General features: G+C 63.2%; 16 protein-coding genes and 1 tRNA gene. All 17 read left to right on the top strand.

Translation table 11 applies throughout. The features are described 5' to 3' along the window. The first annotated feature begins 67 nt into the window (after nucleotides 1-67). The 17 genes from AC3FNH_RS04745 (at nucleotide 68) to AC3FNH_RS04665 (ending at nucleotide 16,256) form a co-directional block, all read left to right on the top strand. Entirely contained in the window at nucleotides 68-1,072 is a 1,005-nt protein-coding gene (locus tag AC3FNH_RS04745; RefSeq protein ID WP_276097950.1) for an NAD(P)H-quinone oxidoreductase, read from the top strand. A 98-nt stretch (nucleotides 1,073-1,170) separates the two neighbouring features. Beyond that, complete coding sequence (tpiA, locus tag AC3FNH_RS04740; RefSeq protein WP_488719221.1) at nucleotides 1,171-1,908, top strand: triose-phosphate isomerase; 738 nt, start codon at nucleotides 1,171-1,173, stop codon at nucleotides 1,906-1,908. A 52-nt stretch (nucleotides 1,909-1,960) separates the two neighbouring features. Then, nucleotides 1,961-2,326, top strand: coding sequence for a preprotein translocase subunit SecG (secG, locus tag AC3FNH_RS04735; RefSeq protein ID WP_488719220.1), 366 nt, complete (start codon nucleotides 1,961-1,963; stop codon nucleotides 2,324-2,326). 186 nt (nucleotides 2,327-2,512) lie between these two features. Then, a tRNA-Leu gene (locus AC3FNH_RS04730) sits at nucleotides 2,513-2,597 on the top strand. Between the two features lie 165 nt (nucleotides 2,598-2,762). Beyond that, entirely contained in the window at nucleotides 2,763-3,122 is a 360-nt protein-coding gene (locus AC3FNH_RS04725; protein ID WP_488719219.1) for an NADH-quinone oxidoreductase subunit A, read from the top strand. Nucleotides 3,123-3,128: 6 nt separating this feature from the next. Further along, nucleotides 3,129-3,611 carry a NuoB/complex I 20 kDa subunit family protein gene (locus AC3FNH_RS04720; protein ID WP_011297145.1) on the top strand — a complete coding sequence of 161 codons (483 nt, stop codon included), beginning with the start codon at nucleotides 3,129-3,131 and terminating at the stop codon, nucleotides 3,609-3,611. Nucleotide 3,612: 1 nt separating this feature from the next. Continuing rightward, a complete protein-coding gene (locus AC3FNH_RS04715; protein WP_488719218.1) occupies nucleotides 3,613-4,212 on the top strand; it encodes an NADH-quinone oxidoreductase subunit C in 600 nt (199 codons plus the stop codon). A gap of 9 nt (nucleotides 4,213-4,221) precedes the next feature. After that, on the top strand, nucleotides 4,222-5,475 hold the full coding sequence (locus tag AC3FNH_RS04710) for an NADH-quinone oxidoreductase subunit D (protein WP_276097947.1): 1,254 nt from the start codon (nucleotides 4,222-4,224) through the stop codon (nucleotides 5,473-5,475). A 181-nt stretch (nucleotides 5,476-5,656) separates the two neighbouring features. Further along, nucleotides 5,657-6,157 (top strand): NADH-quinone oxidoreductase subunit NuoE, encoded by a 501-nt coding sequence (gene nuoE / locus AC3FNH_RS04705; RefSeq protein ID WP_211947722.1) that lies wholly within the window; start codon nucleotides 5,657-5,659, stop codon nucleotides 6,155-6,157. Nucleotide 6,158: 1 nt separating this feature from the next. Further along, a complete protein-coding gene (nuoF, locus tag AC3FNH_RS04700) occupies nucleotides 6,159-7,454 on the top strand; it encodes an NADH-quinone oxidoreductase subunit NuoF (protein ID WP_276097946.1) in 1,296 nt (431 codons plus the stop codon). A gap of 12 nt (nucleotides 7,455-7,466) precedes the next feature. Further along, a complete protein-coding gene (gene nuoG / locus AC3FNH_RS04695; RefSeq protein WP_276097945.1) occupies nucleotides 7,467-9,842 on the top strand; it encodes an NADH-quinone oxidoreductase subunit NuoG in 2,376 nt (791 codons plus the stop codon). Nucleotides 9,843-9,869: 27 nt separating this feature from the next. Then, complete coding sequence (gene nuoH / locus AC3FNH_RS04690) at nucleotides 9,870-10,934, top strand: NADH-quinone oxidoreductase subunit NuoH (RefSeq protein WP_276097944.1); 1,065 nt, start codon at nucleotides 9,870-9,872, stop codon at nucleotides 10,932-10,934. A gap of 71 nt (nucleotides 10,935-11,005) precedes the next feature. Beyond that, entirely contained in the window at nucleotides 11,006-11,497 is a 492-nt protein-coding gene (gene nuoI / locus AC3FNH_RS04685) for an NADH-quinone oxidoreductase subunit NuoI (protein WP_011297152.1), read from the top strand. A gap of 148 nt (nucleotides 11,498-11,645) precedes the next feature. After that, nucleotides 11,646-12,290, top strand: a complete 645-nt coding sequence (locus AC3FNH_RS04680; protein WP_276097943.1) for an NADH-quinone oxidoreductase subunit J — start codon at nucleotides 11,646-11,648, stop codon at nucleotides 12,288-12,290. Nucleotides 12,291-12,307: 17 nt separating this feature from the next. Next, nucleotides 12,308-12,613, top strand: coding sequence for an NADH-quinone oxidoreductase subunit NuoK (gene nuoK, locus AC3FNH_RS04675; RefSeq protein WP_039010981.1), 306 nt, complete (start codon nucleotides 12,308-12,310; stop codon nucleotides 12,611-12,613). Nucleotides 12,614-12,674: 61 nt separating this feature from the next. Further along, nucleotides 12,675-14,762: an NADH-quinone oxidoreductase subunit L gene (nuoL, locus tag AC3FNH_RS04670; RefSeq protein WP_276097942.1), complete on the top strand. Its 2,088-nt coding sequence runs from the start codon at nucleotides 12,675-12,677 to the stop codon at nucleotides 14,760-14,762. A 27-nt stretch (nucleotides 14,763-14,789) separates the two neighbouring features. Further along, the gene (locus tag AC3FNH_RS04665; RefSeq protein ID WP_488719217.1) at nucleotides 14,790-16,256 is read left to right on the top strand and encodes an NADH-quinone oxidoreductase subunit M; all 1,467 of its coding nucleotides are present in this window, start codon (nucleotides 14,790-14,792) and stop codon (nucleotides 16,254-16,256) included. The last annotated feature ends 8 nt before the right edge of the window (nucleotides 16,257-16,264 follow it).

Genomic DNA, 16,264 nt, shown 5'->3' with positions numbered 1-16,264 from the left:
ACCGCTCTCACCGACACGCCGCGATGGCCTCTACGCTTCGCGCGCCAGACCAAGAAAAGGAGCAGCAATGCAAGCCATCGAGATTCGCGAATACGGTGCCCCCGAAGTCCTGCAGGAGGCGCAGCGGCCGGACCCGGTGCCGGGCGCTGGCGAGATCCTGATCCGCGTCGCCGCGGCCGGGGTCAATCGTCCAGACGTGTTCCAGCGCACCGGCAACTACCCGGTGCCGCCCGGCGCGTCCGACCTGCCTGGCCTGGAAGTGGCCGGCGTGGTGGTTGGCGGCGACCTCTCCCATGCGGACAATCGCTTCGGCCTGAAGGTCGGTGATCGCGTCTGCGCGCTCGTGCAGGGTGGCGGCTATGCGCAGCTGTGCACGGCCCCGGTGGCCCAATGCCTGCCGGCCCCGAAAGGGTTGAGCGACATCGAGGCCGCCGCGCTGCCGGAAACGTTCTTCACGGTCTGGAGCAATGTGTTTGACCGTGGCTATCTCGGCCAGGGCCCGCGCGGGAAGGATGAGACGCTGCTGATCCAGGGCGGCTCGAGCGGCATCGGTACGACCGCGATCCAGATTGCCAAGGCGCTCGGCTACAAGGTGTTCGTCACTGCCGGCACCGACGAGAAGTGCAAGGCCTGCGAGGATCTCGGCGCAGACCGTGCCATCAACTACAAGACCCAGGATTTCGTTGCCGAAGTTGCCACGTTGACCGGAGGCAAAGGCGTTGACGTGATCCTCGACATGGTGGCTGGCTCCTATCTCGGGCGCGAGCTGAAGTGCATTGCCGATGACGGCCGCATTGTCATCATCGCTCTGCTGGGTGGTGCCAAGGCGGAAATCCCGCTCGGCGATATCCTGCGCCGCCGGATCACGGTCACGGGCTCGACGCTGCGTCCGAGATCTGCGGCATTCAAGGGGCAGATCGCCCAGGCGCTACATCAGCAGGTGTGGCCGTTGCTCGAGGCGGGCAAGATCAAGCCGGTGATCCACAAGGTATTTCCCGCCGCGCAGGCGGCTGAAGCGCACCGGCTGATGGAGTCTAGCGAGCACATCGGCAAGATCGTCCTGACCTGGTAATTGCCTCGCAATGTTGCCGCGCCGGCTTCGCCCGCGCGCGGTAGCGTCGGCCCCCTGCCGCAAGCTACAATACCGGGTTTGATTTGGGAGGGGACCCCGTGAGACAAAAGCTCGTCATCGGCAACTGGAAGATGCACGGCAGCCTGGCCGCCAACGCCGCGCTGCTCGAGGGAATCAAGGCGGCCCCCGCGCGTGCGCGGCTGGCGGTCTGCGCGCCTTTCCCCTATCTTGCACAGTGCCAGGCGCTGCTGAATGGCTCGCAAGTGGCCTGGGGGGCGCAAGACGTGTCCGCCGAGGCGCGCGGGGCTTTCACCGGTGAAGTGGCGGCGTCCATGTTGGGTGAGTTTGGCTGCACTTATGTGCTGGTTGGCCACTCGGAGCGTCGTACCTACCATGCGGAAACCGATGCAGTCGTTGCCGCCAAGGCGCTGCGTGCCCTGGAATTCGGCATCCTGCCGGTGATCTGTGTTGGCGAAACGCTCGCCGAGCGCGAAGCCGGTGAAACCGAGGCTGTCGTGGGTCGCCAGTTGCAGGCAGTCCTCGATGCGCTGTCGGTCGAGCAGCTGGGTCGCGTGGTGCTGGCCTACGAGCCGGTCTGGGCGATCGGCACGGGCAAGACCGCGACCAGCGAGCAGGCACAGGCCGTGCATGCGTTCCTGCGCGGCAAGGTGCGCGAGCGCGACGCTGGCGTGGCCGAGCGCATGGCCATTTTGTACGGCGGTAGTGTGAAGCCGGACAATGCGGTCGAATTGTTTTCCATGTCCGATATCGACGGAGGCCTGATTGGTGGTGCCTCGCTGAAATCGGAAGATTTTCTCGCGATCGGCAACGCCTGAATGCCTGTCGCACCGAACATCCGATCAGGCAAGTAACGCTAACTTTATCCAAATGGCAATTTTCAAGACTTTGTTGGTACTGGTGCAGGTGTTGTCGGCACTCGGCGTCATCGGCCTGGTGCTGATTCAGCACGGCAAGGGTGCCGATGTGGGTGCGGCATTCGGATCAGGCGCTTCGGGTAGCCTGTTCGGCGCAACGGGTTCGGCAAATTTCCTGTCGCGTACGACTGCGGTGCTGGCGACGCTGTTCTTCATCTGTACGCTCAGCCTGACGCTGATGGGCAACTACAAGCCTGCCGCGTCGCTGGGCGTGATGGGGTCGGCCCCGGCTTCCGCGCCGGCTCCGGCCGCTGCCTCGGCGCCTGCTGCTGCGGCTGCGGACGCTTCGGCCCCGGCTGCGCCTGCTGTTCCGAAATAATCAAGCAGTCTTGTATTTGATTCCTGATTTTTTTTGCAGTTGTGCGTTGAACAATGCAGCAAACCGGGTTAGAATCCAAGGCTTGAAACGATTCCCCAGCGATGGGGCTTGAGCAAAGGCAAAAGCCTCTGCAAAAGCCCTGAAGGGCCTCAAAACCCGGCGCCAGGCAATATTGTTTCTCCCCCAGCCGACGTGGTGAAATTGGTAGACACGCTATCTTGAGGGGGTAGTGGCGAAAGCTGTGCGAGTTCGAGTCTCGCCGTCGGCACCAAACAACTTGATCGGAGTTCTCTGTCGGGCAATGCTCCCGGCAAGGGGGCTCCGGCAATCCGCAAGGCGGCGCGCCGGGAGTTTTCGGCATAGCGCCTGGGGTGGGCAACAGGACGCCGCTTCAGCTGGTGCTGTTGACAACATTCCAGATAAGGCTGGCCGTATCTTGACTCTCGAAGCCTACTTCCCCGTTCTCATCTTCATCATCTTCGGCGTTGTGCTTGGCGTGGCGCTGATGTCGATTGGTCGGATTCTCGGCCCGAACAAACCTGATCCCGCGAAGCTGTCGCCGTACGAGTGCGGCTTCGAAGCGTTCGAGGATGCGCGCATGAAGTTCGACGTGCGCTACTACCTCATCGCCATCCTTTTTATCCTGTTCGATCTCGAAACCGCCTTCCTGTTTCCGTGGGGCGTTGCCCTCAAGGATATCGGCTGGTCGGGATTCATCGCCATGGGCGTGTTTCTGCTGGAATTCATCGTGGGCTTCGTCTACATCTGGAAAAAGGGCGCGCTCGATTGGGAGTGATGTGAAATGGCAATCGAAGGCGTTCTCAACGAAGGCTTTGTCACGACTACCGCTGACAAGCTGATCAACTGGACCCGCACCGGGTCGCTGTGGCCGATGACCTTTGGCCTGGCCTGCTGTGCCGTGGAAATGATGCATGCCGGCGCCGCGCGCTACGACCTGGACCGCTTCGGCGTGGTGTTCCGCCCGTCCCCGCGCCAGTCGGACGTGATGATCGTGGCCGGCACGCTGTGCAACAAGATGGCGCCCGCGCTGCGCAAGGTCTACGACCAGATGGCCGAGCCGCGCTGGGTGATCTCGATGGGCTCTTGCGCCAATGGCGGCGGCTACTACCACTACTCGTACTCGGTGGTGCGCGGCTGCGACCGGATTGTGCCGGTGGACATCTACGTGCCGGGCTGCCCGCCCACGGCTGAAGCGCTGATCTATGGCGTAATCCAGCTGCAGAACAAGATCAAGCGTACCAACACCATCGCGCGCAAGGGCTGACATGGCGAAGCTTGAGATCCTGAAGGCCGCGCTCGAGAAAGCTCTCGACAAGCGCGTGCAGAAACTGATTGAAGCGACTGGCGAACTGACGCTGGTCGTCAAGGCAGGCGACTACCTGGAAGTGGCCCGCATCCTGCGCGACGATCCGACGCTGCGTTTCGAGCAGCTGATCGACCTGTGCGGCGTGGACTATTCCGAGTACGGCGACGGCGCCTGGGACGGCCTGCGTTTTGCCGCGGTATCGCACCTGCTGTCCGTGACCCACAACTGGCGCCTGCGCGTGCGCGTGTTTGCCCCGGATGATGATTTCCCGGTCGTGCCGTCGGTGATCGACGTGTGGAATTCGGTGAACTGGTTCGAGCGCGAAGCCTTCGATTTCTACGGGATCGTGTTCGAAGGCCACCCGGACCTGCGCCGCATCCTGACTGACTACGGCTTTGTCGGCCATCCGTTCCGCAAGGATTTCCCGACCTCCGGTTACGTGGAAATGCGCTATGACCCGGAGCAGAAGCGGGTCATCTACCAGCCGGTCACGATCGAGCCCCGCGAAATCACGCCACGCGTGATCCGCGAGGAAAACTACGGCGGCACGCAGCACTGATTACGCGCCATGGCAGATATCAAGAATTACACCCTGAACTTCGGCCCGCAGCACCCGGCCGCGCACGGCGTGCTGCGCCTGGTGCTGGAGCTGGACGGCGAAGTGATCCAGCGCGCCGATCCGCATATCGGCCTGCTGCACCGTGCCACCGAAAAGCTGGCCGAGCAGAAGAGCTGGATCCAGAACGTGCCCTACATGGACCGTCTCGACTATGTGTCGATGATGTCCAACGAACACGCCTACGTGATGGCGATCGAGCGGCTGCTCGGCATTGAAGTGCCGATCCGCGCGCAGTACATCCGCGTGATGTTCGACGAAATCACCCGCCTGCTGAACCACCTGATGTGGATCGGCGCGCATGCGCTCGACGTGGGTGCCATGGCGGTGTTCCTCTACGCCTTCCGCGAGCGTGAGGACATGTTCGACATGTACGAGGCGGTGTCGGGCGCGCGCATGCATGCGGCCTACTACCGTCCGGGCGGCGTCTATCGCGACCTGCCTGACACAATGCCGCAATATCGGGCGTCCAAGGTTCACAACGAGCGTGCCATCAAGGTCATGAACGAAGCGCGTTCGGGCTCGCTGCTGGACTTCATCGAGGACTTCACCAACCGGTTCCCGAAATACGTCGACGAGTACGAGACGCTGCTGACCGACAACCGGATCTGGAAGCAGCGCCTGGTGGACATCGGCGTGGTCAGCCCGGAGCGCGCGCTGCAGATGGGCTTTACCGGCCCGATGCTGCGCGGTTCGGGCATTGCCTGGGACCTGCGCAAGAAGCAGCCGTACGAGGTGTACGACAAGATGGACTTCGATGTGCCGGTGGGCGTGGGTGGCGACTGCTACGCGCGTTACCTCGTGCGTGTCGAGGAAATGCGCCAGTCCAACCGCATCATCAAGCAGTGCATCGAATGGCTGCGCCGCAATCCGGGCCCCGTGATCACGGACAACCACAAGGTTGCGCCGCCGTCGCGGGTGGACATGAAGTCGAACATGGAAGAGCTGATCCACCACTTCAAGCTGTTCACCGAAGGCATCCACGTGCCCGAAGGCGAGGCCTATGCAGCGGTGGAGCACCCGAAGGGCGAATTCGGTATCTATGCGATCTCGGACGGCGCGAACAAGCCTTACCGCCTGAAGATTCGCGCGCCCGGCTACGCGCACCTGGCCGCTCTGGACGAGATGGCCAAGGGACACATGATTGCTGACGCGGTGACGATCATCGGTACGCAGGACATCGTCTTCGGCGAAATCGACCGCTAATCACGGACCGCCGGCCCGGACGACGATCCGGGCGCTTTTTTGCCGAATTGGCAAGAAGCGGCGGGGAAACCCGCGGCGGAACGGCAGGGCCTCAGGCCCGCCGGCGGAACAGGCAGCGACGGCTGCAAACCTGCGGAAGCAAGCCCCAGAGCGCTGCCTCCGCCGTTTTACTGCAATGACCATGCTATCAGCAGAAGCTCTCAAGGAAATCGATCGCGCGATCGCGAAGTATCCGGCCGACCAGAAGCAGTCGGCCGTGATGGCGGCGCTTGCCGTGGCACAGGGCGAAGTGGGCTGGGTTTCCCCCGAAGTCATGCAGTTCGTCGCCAGCTACCTCGACATGCCGCCCGTGTGGGTGGAAGAGGTGGCGACCTTCTACAACATGTACGACACCAAGCCGGTGGGCAAGTACAAGCTCGCCGTCTGCACCAACCTGCCGTGCGCCCTGTCGGGCGGCGAGCGGGCCGGCGAGTACCTCAAGCGCAAGCTCGGCATCGACTACAACGAGACCACTGCCGACGGCTGCTTCACCCTCAAAGAGGGCGAGTGCATGGGCGCTTGCGGCGATGCACCGGTAATGATCGTCAACAATACCCGCATGTGCAGCTTCATGAGCGACGACAAGCTCGACGCGCTGGTCGAAGAGCTGAAGGCCGACGCTGCCGCCAAGGGGGCAAAGTAACATGACCTCTCTGCACGACCGCCATATCCAGCCGCTGATCCTGGCCGGCCTGGACGGCAAGAACTGGCACCTGGAAGACTACGTCAAGCGCGGCGGCTACCAGCAGCTCAAGCGCATCCTGACCGAGAAGGTCCCGCCCGAGCAGGTGATCGCCGACGTCAAGGCCTCGGGCCTGCGCGGTCGCGGCGGCGCTGGCTTCCCGACCGGCCTGAAGTGGAGCTTCATGCCGCGTACGTTCCCGGGCCAGAAGTACCTCGTCTGCAATACCGATGAAGGCGAGCCCGGTACGTTCAAGGACCGCGACATCATCCGCTACAACCCGCACGCGCTGATCGAAGGCATGGCCATCGGCGCGTACGCGATGGGAATCACCGTGGGCTACAACTACATCCACGGCGAAATCTGGAACGAATACAAGATCTTCGAGGAAGCCCTCGAAGAGGCACGCGCCGCCGGCTTCCTCGGCGACAACATCCTGGGTTCGGGCTTCAGCTTCCAGCTGCACGCCCACCATGGCTATGGCGCGTACATCTGCGGCGAGGAAACCGCGCTGCTCGAATCGCTGGAAGGCAAGAAGGGCCAGCCGCGCTTCAAGCCGCCGTTCCCGGCCAGCTTCGGCCTGTACGGCAAGCCGACCACCATCAACAACACCGAGACGTTTGCCGCGGTGCCGTTCCTGCTGGCCGTCGGCCCGGAGAACTACCTGAAGATGGGCAAGCCGAACAACGGCGGCACCAAGATCTTCTCGATCTCCGGCGACGTCGAGCGTCCGGGCAACTACGAGATTCCGCTGGGCACCCCGTTCGCCAAGCTGCTGGAACTGGCCGGTGGCATGCGCGGCGGCAAGCGCATCAAGGCCGTGATCCCCGGTGGTTCGTCCGCACCGGTGGTGCCGGGGGAGATGATGATGGCGTCCGACATGGACTACGACTCGATCGCCAAGGCCGGCTCGATGCTGGGCTCGGGCGCCGTGATCGTGATGGACGAGACGCGCTGCATGGTGCGCTCGCTGCTGCGCCTGTCGTACTTTTATTTTGAAGAATCGTGCGGCCAGTGCACGCCGTGCCGCGAAGGCACCGGCTGGCTGTATCGCATGGTCAATCGCATTGAACACGGAGAAGGGCGCCAGGAAGACCTGGACCTGCTCAACAACGTCGCGGAAAACATCATGGGCCGCACCATCTGCGCGCTCGGCGATGCCGCGGCGATGCCGGTCCGCGGCATGCTCAAGCACTACTGGAAAGAGTTCGAATATCACGTCGAACACAAGCAGTGCATGGTTCCGGCCTACATCTAAGCGTGGCAGAACATGGTTGAACTCGAGATCGACGGCAAGAAGGTAGAGGTTGCAGAAGGCAGCCTGGTGATGGAAGCCGCCCGCAAGCTGGGCACCTACATCCCGCACTTCTGCTACCACCGCAAACTGTCCATCGCGGCGAACTGCCGCATGTGCCTGGTCGAAGTTGAAAAGGCGCCCAAGGCGCTGCCCGCCTGCGCCACGCCCGTGACGCCTGGCATGAAGGTCTTCACCAATTCGGAGAAGGCCGTCAAGGCGCAGAAGTCCGTGATGGAATTCCTGCTGATCAACCACCCGCTCGACTGCCCGATCTGCGATCAGGGCGGCGAATGCCAGCTGCAGGATCTGGCCGTGGGCTACGGTGCATCGGAGTCGCGCTACAAGGAAGAGAAGCGCGTGGTGTTCCACAAGAACGTGGGCCCGCTGATCTCCATGGAGGAGATGACCCGCTGCATCCACTGCACCCGCTGCGTGCGCTTCGGCCAGGAAGTGGCCGGCGTGATGGAGCTGGGCATGCTGAACCGCGGCGAGCACTCGGAAATCACGACCTTCGTCGGCCAGACCGTGGATTCGGAACTGTCCGGCAACATGATCGACCTGTGTCCGGTCGGCGCGCTGACCAGCAAGCCGTTCCGCTACTCGGCCCGTACCTGGGAACTGGCTCGCCGCAAGTCGGTGTCGCCGCACGACGGCCTCGGTGCCAATGTCGTGGTCCAGAGCAAGAACCAGCGCGTCATGCGCGTGCTGCCGCTCGAGAACGAGGACATCAACGAGTGCTGGATCTCGGACAAGGACCGCTTCTCGTATGAAGGCCTGAACAGCGCCGACCGACTGACCCGTCCGCTGCTGAAGCAGGGCGGCGAGTGGATCGAGACCGACTGGCAGACCGCGCTCGAATATGTGGCCAATGGCCTGGCGAGCATCAAGCGCGACCATGGCGCAGACCAGATCGCTGCGCTGGCGAGCCCGCACAGCACGCTCGAAGAGCTGTTCCTGCTGGGCAAGCTGATGCGCGGCCTGGGCAGCGACAACGTCGACTTCCGCCTGCGCCAGTCCGACTTCTCGGCAGCGCTGAAGGGCGCGCCGTGGCTCGGCATGCCGGTGGCTGACGTGTCCACGCTGCAACGCGTGCTGGTGATCGGCTCGTCGCTGCGCAAGGACCACCCGCTGCTGGCATCGCGCCTGCGCCAGGCTGGCAAGAAGGGCGCACGCGTTGCCGTGCTGGGCGCCGGCGGCGAAGACCTGCTGATGCCGCTGGCCGCGCGTATCGACGTGGCGCCGTCGGGCTGGACCGCAGCGCTGGCCGGTGTCGCCCGCGCCGTGGCAACTGCAAAGGGTGTGGCCGCACCGGCTGGTACCGAGGGCTTTGATGGTGGCGATGTTGCCCGCAAGGCCGCGGAAGCCCTGCTGTCGGGCGAGCGCCGTGCCGTGTTCCTCGGCAACGAGGCCGTGCGTCATCCGCAATTCGCCGCGCTGCATGCGCTGGCACAGTGGATCGCCACGGAAACGGGCGCCACGCTCGGCTTCCTGACCGAGGCTGCCAACACCGTCGGCGGTTACATCGCCGGCGCGCTGCCGAAGCAGGGCGGTGCCAACGCACAGGCGATGCTCGAATCGCCGCGCAAGGCCTACGTGCTGCTCAACACCGAGCCGGAGTTCGACGTTGCCGACCCGCAGAAGGCCCTGGCCGCGCTGGCCCAGGCTGGCACTGTGGTGGTGCTGTCGCCGTTCCGTTCGGAAGCGGCCATGCAGTATGCCGACGTGATCCTGCCGGTCACGCCGTTCACGGAAACCGCGGGCACCTTCGTCAACTGCGAAGGGCTGCCGCAAAGCTTCAACGGTGTCGTGCGTGCGCTTGGCGAATCGCGTCCGGGCTGGAAGGTCCTGCGCGTGCTGGGCAACCTGCTGGACGTCGCCGGTTTCGACTACGACAGTGCGGAAGCCGTCCGCGCCGAAGTGCTGGCCGGCCCGGTTGCACCGCAACTGAGCAATGCCACCGATGCGCCGATCCGCGTGACCGCGGCCGCTGCCAATGGCATCGAGCGCATTGCCGATGTGCCGATCTACCACGCCGACCCGATCGTGCGCCGCGCCGAATCGCTGCAGCTGACCGCCGCGGCCCGCCGCGCGCAGCAGGTGGCGCTGTCGGCCGACCTGTTCGCCGGCCTGGGCATCCAGTCGGGTGATCCGGTCCGCGTGACGCAGGGCGAAGGCAGCGTGGTGTTGCCGGGCGTGCTGGAAAACACGCTGCCGGCCAACACCGTGCGCGTCCCGGCCGCAACCCCGGCTGCGATGAGCCTCGGTGCGATGTTCGGTACGGTCAAGGTCGAGAAGGCCGTGGACCTGTCCGCCGGCCAGAAGGCTGCGGCAACGGCCGGGGCGGCCTGAGCCATACGAGAATAGCGAGAAAGCAACATGATCGACTGGATTACCTCGCAAGGCCAAGCCATCTTCGGTGGCGCCTGGACGCCGCTGTGGATCCTCATCCGTGCCGTGCTCATTGTGGTGCCGCTGCTGTTGTGCGTGGCCTACCTGATTCTGTGGGAGCGCAAGCTGATCGGCTGGATGCACGTGCGTCTGGGCCCGAACCGCGTGGGCCCATTGGGCCTGCTGCAGCCGATTGCCGACGTGCTGAAGTTGCTGCTCAAGGAAGTCATGACGCCGACGCACGTCAGCAAGGGCATGTACCTGGTTGCCCCGCTGATGGTGCTGATGCCGGCCGTGGCGGTCTGGGCCGTGATCCCGTTCCAGGCCGAAGTGGTGATGGCCAACGTCAACGCCGGCCTGCTGTACGTGATGGCGATCAGCTCGGTGGGCGTGTATGGCGTGATCCTGGCCGGCTGGGCCTCGAACTCCAAGTACGCGTTCCTGGGCGGCATGCGCGCCGCCGCGCAGATGGTGTCGTATGAAATCGCCATGGGCTTCGCCCTGGTGACCGTGCTGATGGTGTCGGGCAGCCTGAACCTGTCGGCCATCGTCAACAGCCAGAACGCGGGCTATTTCGCCGACATGGGCCTCAATGTCCTGTCGTGGAACTGGATTCCGCTGCTGCCGATGTTCGGGGTGTACTTCATCTCCGGCGTGGCCGAAACCAACCGCCACCCGTTCGACGTAGTGGAAGGCGAATCGGAAATCGTGGCTGGCCACATGATCGAATACTCGGGGATGGCGTTCGCGCTGTTCTTCCTGGCCGAGTACATCAACATGATCATCATCTCGACGATGACCGCGCTGATGTTCCTGGGCGGCTGGGCGCCTCCGTTCTCGAGCTTCTTGACCAACGCGATCCCCGGCTTCTTCTGGCTGCTGATCAAGGTATTCCTGCTGCTGTCGGTCTTCATCTGGATCCGTGCCTCGTTCCCGCGCTACCGCTATGACCAGATCATGCGCCTGGGCTGGAAGGTGTTCATCCCGCTGACCGTGGTGTGGCTGATCATCGTGGCGATCTGGATCAAGTCGCCGTGGAACATCTGGCACTGAACGGCCAAACGAGCGCGCGCCGGCTGCAACCGTGCAGCGCGCGCCTCGGGAAACACTAGGAAGCAATCGTCATGCTGCTCGCCATCAAGGACTTCTTCAACAGCCTGCTCCTGAAGGAACTCTTCAAGGGTATGGCCCTGACCGGCCGCTATCTCTTCGCGCGCAAGGTCACCGTCCAGTTCCCGGAAGAGAAAACGCCGATCTCGCCGCGTTTCCGTGGCCTGCACGCGCTGCGCCGCTACCCGAACGGCGAAGAGCGCTGCATCGCCTGCAAGCTGTGCGAGGCCGTGTGCCCGGCGCTGGCCATCACGATCGAGTCGGACGTGCGTGCCGATGGAACCCGCCGCACCACGCGCTACGACATCGACCTGACCAAGTGCATTTTCTGCGGCTTCTGCGAAGAGGCCTGCCCGGTCGACGCCGTCGTCGAGACGCCGATCCTGGAATACCACGGCGAGAAGCGCGGTGACCTGTACTTCACCAAGGACATGCTGCTGGCAGTGGGCGACCGCTACGAGCCGCAGATCGCCGCGGCGAAGGCCGCGGACGCGAAGTACCGCTGATATATCCGTTGGCGCCGGCGCAGCCAGCCGGTGCTGCAAGTGAATTTGAATCGGGCTCCGCAAGGGGCCAATGGAAGGATGCCGCAGGCGCGGACCACCCGACAGGGAAGGGCTGTGCCAAAGGCCAAGAGAGGATCCGACAAGGACCATGGAACTCACGACCACCATCTTCTACGTCTTTGCGCTGGTGCTGGTGCTCTCCGCACTGAAAGTCATCACCGCGAAGAATCCGGTGCACTCCGCACTGTTCCTCGTACTGTCGTTCTTCACGGCTGCGGCGATCTGGTTGCTGCTCAAGGCGGAATTCCTCGCCATCCTGCTGGTGCTGGTGTACGTCGGCGCCGTGATGGTGCTGTTCCTGTTCGTGGTGATGATGATCGATATCGACATCGAGCACCTGCGCCGCGACTTCTGGACCTACGTGCCGCTTGCTTCGGTGGTCGGCGCGCTGATCATCGCCGAGATGGCCATCGTGCTGGTGCGCAACTTCATCGGCACGACCGCGCCGGTGGTGGCTGCCGGTTCGCAGGACCCCGGTTACTCGAACACCGCCGCGCTCGGCAAGCTGATCTACAACGACTATATCTACGCCTTCGAGGTCGCCGGCATCATCCTGCTGGTGGCGATCATCGCGGCCACCGCGCTGACCCTGCGTCGCCGCAAGGACGTCAAGGGCCAGGATATCCCGTCGCAGCTGCGTACCCGTCGCGATGACCGCGTGCGCCTGGTGTCGATGGCGGCGGAAAGCCCGGCCGCCCAGGCCGACGCCGCAGCGACTGCCAACAAGAACTAAAGCCACGGAGAAACGCTGTGCTCTCTCTCGCCCATTTCCTCGTGCTCGGTGCGATCCTGTTCGCGATCAGCATCGTCGGTATTTTCCTGAACCGCAAGAACGTGATCGTGCTGCTGATGGCGATCGAACTCATGCTGCTTGCGGTCAACATCAACTTCGTCGCCTTCTCGCACTACATGGGCGACCTGGCCGGACAGGTTTTCGTTTTCTTCATCCTCACGGTGGCCGCAGCCGAGTCGGCTATCGGTCTGGCAATCCTGGTCGTGCTGTTCCGTAACCTGGACACGATCAACGTGGACGACATGGATACCCTGAAGTACTGATCCGTGACGCACTACGCAATGAACCAAGACCGCTCACCGCTCGCACACCTATAAGCGTCCTATGGCAACCACGCTAAACCCCAACCTGCTGCTCGCGATTGCGCTGGCGCCGCTAGTCGGCTCAGCCATCGCCGGCCTGTTCGGCACCAAGTTCTTCGACCTGTTTTCCTCGGAGTCGCGCGGCGGCCGGATTGTGGCCCATTCCGCCACGATCCTGGGCGTAGCCATTTCCTTCGTGCTGTCGGTGATGGTGCTGCTCGATGTGATGAACGGCGCCAGCTACAACGGCACCGTGTACGAGTGGATGGCCATCGGCGACCTGAAGATGGAGGTCGGCTTCCTGGTCGACTCGCTGACGGCGATGATGATGGTGGTGGTGACCTTCGTGTCGCTGATGGTGCATATCTACACCGTCGGCTACATGGACGGAGACCCCGGCTACAACCGCTTCTTCTCCTACATCTCGCTCTTCACCTTCTCGATGCTGATGCTGGTGATGAGCAACAACTTCCTGCAGCTGTTCTTCGGCTGGGAAGCGGTGGGCCTGGTGTCGTACCTGCTGATCGGTTTCTGGTACACGCGACCGACCGCGATCTTCGCCAACCTGAAGGCGTTCCTGGTGAACCGCGTCGGTGACTTCGGCTTCATCCTGGGCATCGGCCTGCTGCTGGCCTACAGCGGCAGCATGAACTACACGGACGTGTTCGCCGCCCGCGAAAAGCTGGCGACGGTGATCTTCCCGGGCACCGACTGGATGATGCTGACGGTGGCCTGCATCTGCCTGTTCATCGGCGCCATGGGCAAGTCGGCCCAGTTCCCGCTGCACGTCTGGCTGCCTGACTCGATGGAAGGCCCGACCCCGATTTCCGCGCTGATCCACGCCGCAACCATGGTGACGGCCGGCATCTTCATGGTGGCCCGCATGTCGCCGCTGTTCGAGCTGTCGGACACCGCGCTGTCGTTCGTGCTGGTGATCGGCGCCATTACCGCGCTGTTCATGGGCTTCCTGGGCATCATCCAGAACGACATCAAGCGCGTGGTCGCGTACTCGACGCTGTCGCAGCTCGGCTACATGACCGTCGCGCTGGGCGCTTCGGCCTACTCGGTGGCGGTGTTCCACCTGATGACCCACGCGTTCTTCAAGGCGCTGCTGTTCCTCGGCGCGGGTTCGGTCATCATCGGCATGCACCACGACCAGGACATCCGCAACATGGGCGGCCTGCGCAAGTACATGCCGATTACCTGGATCACCTCGCTGGTGGGCTCGCTCGCGCTGATCGGCACGCCGTTCTTCGCGGGTTTCTACTCGAAGGACTCGATCATCGAGGCCGTGGCCGAGTCGCACATTGCTGGTTCGAGCTTTGCTTACTATGCGGTCCTGGCCGGTGTGTTCGTGACCGCGTTCTACTCGTTCCGCATGTACTTCCTGGTCTTCCATGGCAAGGAGCGCTGGGGCCAGAACCATGCCCACCATGGCCACGAAGGCGACCATGAGGACGAGGAAGTCTCGCACGACCACCACCATGGCCTGGCCGCCGGCGAGAAGCCGCACGAGTCGCCGTGGGTCGTGACGCTGCCGCTGGTGCTGCTGGCCATCCCGTCGGTCATCATCGGTGCGATCGCCATCGAGCCGATGCTGTTCGGCGAGTTCTTCAAGCACGGCGTGGCGTTCAAGGACGTGATCTTCGTCGGCGAGAACCACCACGCCATGAAGGAACTTGAGGAAGCCTTCCACGGCTGGGTGCCGATGGCGATCCATTCGGTGACCACCCCGGTCCTGTGGCTGGCCATCGCCGGCGTGGTGCTGTCGTGGTTCTTCTACATGAAGCGCCCGGACATTCCCGAGGCGATCAAGAACCGCTTCTCGGGCCTGTACAAGCTGCTCGACAACAAGTACTACATGGACGCCATCAACCAGGCCGTGTTCGCGCGCGGTGCCCGCGTGCTGGGTACCGGCCTGTGGAAGGGTGGCGACCAGAGTTTCATCGACGGCCTGTTCGTCAATGGTTCGGCCCGCGTGGTGGCGTCGTTCGCCGCCGCCAGCCGCTACCTGCAATCGGGTTACATCTACCACTACGCATTCGCGATGATCGTCGGCATGCTGGTGCTGCTGACGCTCACCGTCACGGGCGTGATTGGCACCAAGTGATAGGCACCGAGTAAGGAAAACATAGAAATGGTTCTGTCTTTCGCAATCTGGCTGCCTATCTTCTTCGGCTTGCTGGTACTGGGCTCCGGCTCGGACCGCAGCGCCGGCTACGTGAGGTGGATGTCGCTGTTCGGCTCGATCGCCAGCTTCATCGTCACGCTGCCGCTGGTGTTCCACTTCGACAAGTCCACCGCTGCGATGCAGTTCGTGGAGAAATCGAACTGGATCGAGCGCTTCAACATCCAGTACCACCTGGGCGTTGACGGCATCTCGATGTGGTTCGTCGTGCTGACGGCCTTCATCACCGTGATCGTCGTGATCTCGGCCTGGGAAGTGATCACCGAGCGCGTGGCCGAGTACATGGCCTCGTTCCTGATCCTGTCGGGCCTGATGGTCGGCGTCTTCTGCGCGCTCGACGGCCTGCTGTTCTACGTGTTCTTCGAAGCCACCCTGATCCCGATGTACATCATCATCGGCGTGTGGGGCGGCCCGAACCGTGTGTACGCGGCCTTCAAGTTCTTCCTCTACACGCTGCTGGGCTCGCTGCTGACGCTGGTCGCGCTGCTGTACCTGTACAACAAGACCGGTAGCTTCGAGATCCTGCAGTGGCACCAGGCCAAGCTGTCGATGAACGAGCAGATCGCGCTGTTCATTGCCTTCTTCATGGCTTTTGCGGTCAAGGTGCCGATGTGGCCGGTGCACACCTGGCTGCCGGACGCCCACGTGGAAGCGCCGACCGGCGGCTCCGTGGTGCTGGCCGCGATCATGCTGAAGCTCGGTGCCTACGGCTTCCTGCGGTTCTCGCTGCCAATCGCGCCCGACGCGAGCCATTCGCTGGCTGGTTTCGTCATCACGATCTCGCTGATCGCCGTGATCTACATCGGCCTGGTCGCGCTGGTGCAGGCCGACATGAAGAAGCTGGTGGCATATTCGTCGATTGCGCACATGGGCTTCGTGACGCTCGGTTTCTTCATCTTCAATGAAATCGGCATCGAAGGCGGCATCGTGCAGATGATCTCGCACGGCTTCATCTCGGGCGCCATGTTCCTTTGCATCGGCGTGCTGTATGACCGCGTGCACTCGCGCCAGATCGCCGACTACGGCGGCGTGGTGAACACCATGCCGAAGTTCGCCGCGCTGTCGGTGTTCTTCGCGATGGCCAACTGCGGCCTGCCGGCGACCTCCGGTTTCGTTGGCGAGTTCATGGTGATCCTGGGCTCGGTCAAGTATGACTTCTGGATCGGCGTGCTCGCCGCCACCGCGCTGATCTTCGGCGCCGCCTACTCGCTGTGGATGGTCAAGCGCGTGATTTTCGGCGACGTCGTGCACCAGCATGTCCGCGAACTGGCGGACCTGAATAAGCGCGAGTTCGTGATGCTGGGCCTGCTCGCCATCATGACGCTGTACATGGGCCTGCACCCGAAGCCCTTCACCGACGTGATGCACGCTTCGGTGGTCAACCTGCTGTCCCACGTGGCGCAGTCGAAGCTGTAAGCGGGGAG

The sequence above is a fragment of the Cupriavidus sp. 22TCCZM01-5 genome (assembly GCF_057798915.1).
The sequence above is the reverse complement of the archived record's forward strand: the minus strand, read 5'-3'. Positions and strand labels throughout refer to the sequence as shown.